This is a genomic window from Streptomyces sp. NPDC006012 (genome assembly GCF_042871185.1).
Taxonomy (GTDB): domain Bacteria; phylum Actinomycetota; class Actinomycetes; order Streptomycetales; family Streptomycetaceae; genus Streptomyces.
Genome location: NZ_JBIAIE010000060.1, coordinates 1 through 6,958, shown reverse-complemented (window position 1 = coordinate 6,958; position 6,958 = coordinate 1). Strand labels below are relative to the sequence as shown.

Below are 6,958 nucleotides of genomic sequence, written 5' to 3'. Positions count from 1 at the left end.
TGAACGCCTTCCAGATCGCCTTCGAAGGACGCATCACCCCCACCACCAGCCACTGAACCTCAACAACCAAGATCAGCCGTTGACTGGACAGACCCTGAGCTGGCTGGGGCAGCGCGGGATTGTGCGGTCTGCGGACGGGCAACGTCGCCGGGCCCTGGCGGCGTTGCCCGGTCCGCGGGGTCAGATCCGGGTGGAAAGCGGGACGGAGATCTGCTTCATCCAGCTACCGGTCGCGAAGTCGCGTGCCTTGATGACGACGTGATCGCGGTACACGTCCACCTGGAGTCCCTGGTTGAAGTGTCCGGGGACGGTGACCTCGCCGCCCTGACCGTTGTCCGCGAAGCCGGTCTGCACCGCACCGGTGTTGATGACCGAGAAGCCGTCGAGGTTGGCGGTGCCCGGTACAACCCGGCGCACATACCAGTCGGACAGGGTCAGGTCCCAGTGGGTGTGGCCGCTGAAGAGGAATACGTCGCGGTAGCGCCCGAGGAGGCCGAGGAGACGGTCGGGCTGGAGGTAGTCGCTCATGTAGATCTTGCTGCGGGTACCGGAGACGGTATTGGGCAACGGGTGGTGGGTGATCACCATGACCGGCTTGCGGCGCCGTGCCCAGTACTGCAGGCGGTCATCGAGCCACTGGAACTGCGCCTCACTGATCCACACCTCGTCCCACAGGGAGTTGTCGTGGTACTTCATGTAGCGCTCGGTGCCGATGGTCAGGATCGGGATGCCGCCGAATGTCGTCTCCGCGTAGATCGTGGAACGCTTGGCGAAGCGGTAGAAGCTGCGGAAGAGGGATTCCTCAGTGGTGCCGTTGGGCCAGGTGGCCTGGGCGAGGGTGCCCGGGTCGGCCCACTTGGGGACGTAGAACTCGTGGTTGCCTATGGCCCAGGCGACCTCACTCGGCTTCGGGCCCTGGTCCAGCACCTTCTGTACTTCGGCGTATTCGAAGTCGTAGCCGCGTGGGGTGATGTCCCCGGCGACGGCCATGCCCGAGGAGTGCGGGCTGGTGGCCTTGATGTCCTTGAGTGCTTCGGTGAAGTCGCTGAGGTCGCCCTGGATGTCGCTGATGACGTTGAATGTGGTGACAAGTCCGCCACTGCTGCCGCCGGTGGCTGGTGCGGCCTCGGCTGGCACTTGGGCGAGGCCTCCGAGGGCCAGGGCTCCGGCGGTCGCGCTCAGCAGTGATCTTCGTTCCACGGTCTTACCTTTCGGCTGTCGCGCGGGAGACGCAACGGCAATCCCGCGCTTTGGGCTAGACCCGTTATCAATAAGCGATCAAGTGGGCAGGCAGGTAAACGCCTCTCGACATCTCGACCATGGGCCCGATCGTCACGCCGACCGTCACCCGGCCCGGCTTCTCACAGCTCGCTCCGGCGTCCGCGGCGGAGGGGCCTGCCGGTATTGAGCTTGTTCCGCTTTGACGGACGCCGTCGGTGTGGTGGTCAGGCCGCGAGGGCGGTCTCGTAGTCGGCGGGTGTGCGGTAGCCGAGGCTGCTGTGCAGCCGCTGCAAGTTGTACCAGCTTTCGATCCACTCGAATATTGCGGTGCGGGCGGCGGCCCGGCTGGGCCAGGGGCGGGTGTCGGTCAGCTCGTTCTTCAGGGTGGCGAAGAAGGACTCAGCCAGCGCGTTGTCCCAGCACTGCCCGGTGCGGCCGACCGACAGGCGAACACCGAACTCGGTAGCCAGGGATGTGAATTCGCGACTGGTGTACTGGCAGCCGCGATCCGAGTGGAAGATCACCGGACCGGCCGGGCGGCGGGTGCGGCAGGCGGCTCGCAGGGCTTCGGCGACCAGTTCGGTTCGCAGGTGGTCGGCGGTGGCCCAGCCGACGACCCGGCGGGAGGCTATGTCGATGACGGTGGCCAGGTAGAGCCAGCCCTCGTCGGTGGCGATGTAGGTGATGTCGCCGCACCAGCGGGTGTCGACCGCGGCCGGGTCGGGCTCGAAGTCGCGAAGGACCAGGTCGGGTCGGGTGGCCGCGTGCGGGTCGGGGATCGTGGTGCGGTGCCGTCGCCTGCGGTGCCGGCCCGCCAGTCCGGCCAGGTGCATGAGCCGGGCCACTCTGCGGCGCCCGCAGTCAGCTCCCCCGCGCTTGAGGACGGTGTGGACGCGCGGGGCGCCGTAGGTTCCGCGGGACTGCTCGTGCGCGGCGATGATCTGCTAGGTCAGCTCGGCGTCGCGCACCGCGCGGGGTCCAGGGGTGCCGTTGCGGCGGGCGTAGAAGGCGGCTCGGGAGACCTTGAGCAGTTCACACGCACGTTTGACGTTGTGACCTGCGGTTTTCTCCGCCTCGATGAACGGGTGCACCGTCACCGGGTCTCCTTCGCGAAGAAAGCCGCCTTAGATTCAACCGGTCAGAGCGACAGTGCTGGTTGAGGACGGTTTACGTGGCGAGATTGGGTCGGCCCGGGATGTCGGACGAGATGAAGGCCGACTTGTGGCGGCGGTGGAGGGCCGGGGAATCGATCAGCGTCATCTCCAGGCAGATCGGAAAGCCGCCGGGTTCGGTGTTCACTGTCCTCAAGCACCACGGAGGGATCGCTCCGAGCCCCCGCAAAGCGCGCGCTGGAAGCTTGACGCTGGGCGAGCGGGAGGAGATCTCACGTCGTCTTTGTGCTGGAGAGTCCTACCGGGCCATCGCCGGCCTCCTGGGGCGCGCAGTGTCGACGATCAGCCGTGAAGTCAGCAACAACGGTGGACGCGACGTCTACCGGGCGATCGCTGCGCAGGAACGGGCGCTTGACCGCGCTCAGCGTCCGAAGCAGTGCCTGCTCGCCCGCAGGCCCGCGCTGCGGCAGATGGTGCTGAGCCTGCTGGCGGAGGAGTGGTCGCCGGAACAGATCGTCGGCCACCTGCGTCGGCATCACGGTGACGACCCGGCAATGGAGATCAGCCACGAGACGATCTACCGGTCGGTCTACACCACCCGCTGGAAGGTGATACCCCGCGAGCTGTGCAAGCGTCTGCGGACTGGCCGCCCGATCCGGAAGAACAAGCGTCACACGGTGAAAGGACAGTGGCGCTCACAGATCACCGATGCCCGACCGATCGAGGACCGGCCCCAAGCGGCGCAGGACCGCAGCGAGTTCGGCCATCTGGAAGGCGATCTGGTGATCGGCTCGAACAACAGCCAGGTCGCCACGCTGGTCGACCGGAAGTCACGCTTCCTCACGGTCGTGAAACTCGCCAGCCGCCACACCACCGTGGTCGTTCCCGCTCTGGCCGAGACCTACGAATGCATGGACCCCCGACTACGCAACTCGCTGACCTGGGATCGCGGCATGGAACTGGCAGCCCACAAACGGTTCACCGCCGTCACCGGCGTCGAAGTGTTCTTCGCAGCCCCGCGAAGCCCCTGGCAACGGGGCACCAATGAGAACACCAACAAGCTGCTCCGGCAGTACCTGCCCAAAGGCACGAACCTGTCGACGTTCAGCCAGGACGACCTTGATGCCATCGCGACAAAGCTCAACAACCGTCCACGCAAGTGCCTGGAATTCCGCATACCAGCCGAGAGTGTTGCCTTGACCGGTTGAATCTAAGGTTGGCCCGCTTGAGGATCTCCACGTCCTCCCGCAGCCTGCGGTTCTCCCGCCGCAGTGCGGCCAGTTCCTCGCGTTCACTGCTGGTCAGGCCGTCCCGCTCGCCCGCGTCGACCTCGGCCTGCTTGACCCAGTCCCGTACCGCGGTCTCGGTCAGGTCGAAGTCCTTGGCGACCTGACCGACCGAGCGGTCACCCCGCCGGCACAGCTCGACTATCTCGGCCTTGAACTCCGGGGTGAACGAGCGGCGAGGGCGAGGCTTCTTCTTCCCCATGCTCTCCATGATGGACATCATCCTTCCGGGACCGAAGCCCCTGATCTCCGATGTCCGTCAAAGCGGATCAAGCCCACCGATGCCCTCGAAGGTGTGGCTCGGGTCCGACAGGTACAGCGCGACAGCGTCCGCCTTGAACTCAGGCGAGTAGACCTTCATCACCATAAAAGATGCCTCCTACCCGACCCCTCCCGGGGTCGGGCTCAGAGGTGTCCACTCCTCGGGGACAGGTCCCTACCACGGACCGCTCCGGTGATGCCAAGTTCGCGCATCAGGCGTTCGACAGTGCAGCGGGCCACACGGCGGCCCTGCCGGTTCAGCTCACGCCAGATCTTCCTGGCCCCGTAGACACGGTAGTTTGCCTCGAAGACCTCGCTGATCAGTTCCTTGAGTTCGGCATCCCGCACGGTCCTGGCCGACGGCGTGCTCCGTCGTTTGTGGTGGGCGTAGTAGGTGGAGGGGGCGATCCTGCAGGCGTGTTCGGTGAAGGTTCTGCAGATCGGCTCGACGCCGCCGAAGCGGTCCCGGTGCTCGTCGATGAACGCTACGAGCGTGTGTGTGGCCGGTCGAGCTCGGCCGCGAAGAAACTTGCTGCGGCCTTCAGGATCTCGTTGGCCCGCTTGAGTTCGGCGTTCTCCTTCTTCAACGCCTTGAGCTGGGCGGACTCCTCCGTCGTCGTCCCCGGACGTGTCCCCGCGTCGATCTCGTACTGCTTCACCCAGTTCCGCAGCGTCTCGCGGGAGCCGATGTCGAGCTTCTCGGCCACCGCCTGCAGGGCGGCCGTCTCGTTCGGGTAGTCGTCGCGCACCTCGGCGACCATGCGCACCGCACGGCGGCGGAGCTCAAGCGGGTAACGGGAAGGTCGTGCCATGACTCGATCCTTTCATGAAATCGAGTCTCCATTCGAACCGGGGCGGTTCAGAGAGGTAGAACGCCCGCAGGAGGCCGCGGTGATAGCGGTGAGGTCGGCGCATGTTGCCGCTGACGCGGCCGGAGCCGCGCGGCACTGGGGACAGGCCGGCGAATGCCGCTAGCCGGTCGGCGGTGCCGAAGGCTTCCGTATCTCCGCCCGTGGCGGCGATGAACGTGGCTCGGAGCATGGCGCGCATGCCGAGCAGGCTGCGGATCACCTCCGAGCGTCGAGTTCGGCGATCTCCTCTTCGAGGGCTATCACCCCCTTCGCGAGGCGGGCCACCATAGAGGCGGCCAACTGCTCGCCGGGCAGCGCGGTGTGCTGGGCCTGAGCCGCCTCGACGGCGGCGTGGCCGCGACAGCAGGCGTTCGCCCTGCGTGTCGATCTCCGCGCAGTGGTGATGTTCGTTGCCGATGTCGGTCGAGTCGTCGCGGGGCTTCGGGCGGCCGAGCCATTTGAGCCATCGGACGGCGACAAGCTCACAGCCATACCCGGAACCCCTGGGCCCACGATCTTACGAATGACCGTCTCAGACCCACGCTTGGAAGGTAGGACAAGCTTAGGACTCCGGCAACGTGTCGCTATCTGGCCTGGTCGGAGACGTCGTCCGCGCCCTCTGTGAACGCCTGGACGCCGCACGCACCCAGGCCCCGTGCTCAGTGATGGTCTCGCTCATTTCAGGCGTCTCCTTGATCATCGGATCCGCCGTCTATTGGACACTCCCCAGCGACGCGAGCGGCGAGCGTCGGCCTTTCTCCACCGCCCGGACCTTAGGAACAGTTGGACTGTCTCAGAGCTTGTGCCGTCTCAGTTGAGACGATGGCGTCGAGGCGCTCGTGCCGAGTGGACGATCGAGTGATCTGTCTCAGAAAGAGTTGAGCAGCTTCATCCCTCCGTGGCGGGGCTGAGAGCACTGGTTGACGAAGTGCGTCAACCACTGCTCCGTGTCCGACGCAGCGGGGACGCGGCGCGTCCGGCGCATCATCGCGCCCGGCGGCCGACCGGCGGTTGCACCGGGTATCGCCGTTCTGACCGCTTCTGAGCTGCGTGATCTGGAACTGCACGCTCGCGACGCCCCGGAGAAGGGTCGGCGATTTCGACTGTTCGGGTGAGGATGTCGAGCGGGATTGGGTGGAGCGCACCGGCCTGCTGGAGCCGGGTCACCCGCGTGCTGCTCACCCGAGACCAAATCCGCGCGTACGCCCTGCCCGCGACTGCGGGGAAGCGGGACGACCTGCGCTGGCCAGCCTTCGCCCGCCGCTATGGCTTCGACATCGACCGCCCCGTGCAGTGGGAGGCCGAAGCCCTCGAACCCGACGAACGCCAGCGCCTGGTCCTCGCCGCCGTCGACCGGTGCGTCGACCACGACGTCCTCGCCGAACAGATTCTCCGCGAAGAACAGCAACGCCGCGCCCTGGCCGACTTCCTGGACGGCTGGGACGCGGCGGGCGGGGGACCGGCCTAGCTGGGCGATCTCATGAGCTTGTTTACGCCTCGGCGGCCGGCTGGCTGCCGACCGCCGAGGATCACGGTGAAAGAGGGTCAGAGCGCTGGCCGGTCCCCTCGCGCTGGCCAGTTCCCCGGTCCGGGAGAACTCTGGTCACCGGAAGTGAACTTCTTGCCCCCGGCTCGGTTACACCGCCACAAGATCATCGGGGTGTTGTCGGCCTGCTTTTCCGCCGTTCACGGCCGGGGTTTGCTCAGCGCCAGTGGGCGTCACACTTCGTGCCGGTCCAGTTGTTGGTGCACGCCTTGATCCAGTACTTCTTGCCGTAGTCCTCGCGATGCCCCCAGGAGGTGCTCGTTCCCGCTCCCCTTTCGTCACAACTGATAAGAGGGGTGCCGACTCCGTTGCGGGTGACGTAGTGGACCTTCACGCAGGCCTTGTGGTGGTCGGCCTTCGTGTCGTAGATCCGGCCGCTGGCGCTTACCTGCGTGCCCTTCCAGCAGATGTGAGCTGTGACCTTCGCCCCTGTGATGGCGCTGGAGGTGTCACGGCAGCTCCAGCCCGCTGCAGCTGCACTGCTGCTGTTGGTCTGGGGCGCGGACGGTCCGAGGCCGGCAGCCCCTGCTGCGGTGATCGGTGCAAGCAGGAGACCAGCACTCGCTGCGGCGATTCCGAAGGACTTAGAGGATGTCTCATGTGGTGATGCGGTGAGTTGGGGCATCATTGCTGCTTGTGGGTGTCGATCTGTCGCAGCGGCTGGTTCCTGACGGTCTGTGG

General features: G+C 66.2%; 8 protein-coding genes and 2 pseudogenes. 2 read left to right on the top strand and 8 right to left on the bottom strand.

The annotated features are described in order from the left end of the window. Window positions 1-180: 180 nt before the first annotated feature. The 4 genes from ACFYPJ_RS38965 to ACFYPJ_RS38950 all read right to left on the bottom strand — a co-directional run bounded on the left by ACFYPJ_RS38965 (window position 181) and on the right by ACFYPJ_RS38950 (window position 2,520). Window positions 181-1,200: a metallophosphoesterase family protein gene (locus ACFYPJ_RS38965; protein WP_389026862.1), complete on the bottom strand. Its 1,020-nt coding sequence runs from the start codon at window positions 1,198-1,200 to the stop codon at window positions 181-183. Window positions 1,201-1,445: 245 nt separating this feature from the next. Beyond that, on the bottom strand, window positions 1,446-2,159 hold the full coding sequence (locus ACFYPJ_RS38960; RefSeq protein WP_389026864.1) for an IS3 family transposase: 714 nt from the start codon (window positions 2,157-2,159) through the stop codon (window positions 1,446-1,448). Between the two features lie 6 nt (window positions 2,160-2,165). Next, entirely contained in the window at window positions 2,166-2,318 is a 153-nt protein-coding gene (locus ACFYPJ_RS38955) for a hypothetical protein (protein ID WP_389026860.1), read from the bottom strand. Window positions 2,319-2,388: 70 nt separating this feature from the next. Further along, window positions 2,389-2,520 (bottom strand): hypothetical protein, encoded by a 132-nt coding sequence (locus ACFYPJ_RS38950; protein ID WP_389026858.1) that lies wholly within the window; start codon window positions 2,518-2,520, stop codon window positions 2,389-2,391. A 58-nt stretch (window positions 2,521-2,578) separates the two neighbouring features. Between ACFYPJ_RS38950 and ACFYPJ_RS38945 the strand changes: the two genes are divergently transcribed. Next, on the top strand, window positions 2,579-3,541 hold the full coding sequence (locus ACFYPJ_RS38945) for an IS30 family transposase (RefSeq protein ID WP_389026856.1): 963 nt from the start codon (window positions 2,579-2,581) through the stop codon (window positions 3,539-3,541). On the opposite strand, the pseudogene ACFYPJ_RS38940 reads toward ACFYPJ_RS38945, so the two are convergent. The 3 genes and pseudogenes from ACFYPJ_RS38940 to ACFYPJ_RS38930 all read right to left on the bottom strand — a co-directional run. Further along, a pseudogene (locus ACFYPJ_RS38940) lies at window positions 3,540-3,821 on the bottom strand (transposase); the annotation flags it as partial. The gene ACFYPJ_RS38945 and the pseudogene ACFYPJ_RS38940 sit on opposite strands and share 2 nt — an antisense overlap. Before the next feature lie 233 nt (window positions 3,822-4,054). Further along, window positions 4,055-4,692: pseudogene (locus ACFYPJ_RS38935) on the bottom strand (IS3 family transposase); the annotation flags it as partial. Continuing rightward, the gene (locus ACFYPJ_RS38930; protein ID WP_389026854.1) at window positions 4,664-4,951 is read right to left on the bottom strand and encodes a transposase; all 288 of its coding nucleotides are present in this window, start codon (window positions 4,949-4,951) and stop codon (window positions 4,664-4,666) included. The gene ACFYPJ_RS38930 and the pseudogene ACFYPJ_RS38935, both read right to left, overlap by 29 nt. A gap of 951 nt (window positions 4,952-5,902) precedes the next feature. On the opposite strand from ACFYPJ_RS38930, the gene ACFYPJ_RS38925 reads away from it, so the two are divergent. Next, window positions 5,903-6,199: a hypothetical protein gene (locus ACFYPJ_RS38925; RefSeq protein WP_389026852.1), complete on the top strand. Its 297-nt coding sequence runs from the start codon at window positions 5,903-5,905 to the stop codon at window positions 6,197-6,199. Window positions 6,200-6,434: 235 nt separating this feature from the next. Here ACFYPJ_RS38925 and ACFYPJ_RS38920 read toward each other — a convergent pair. Further along, the coding region (locus ACFYPJ_RS38920) for a hypothetical protein (protein WP_389026850.1) at window positions 6,435-6,958 on the bottom strand (524 nt) is incomplete at its 5' end.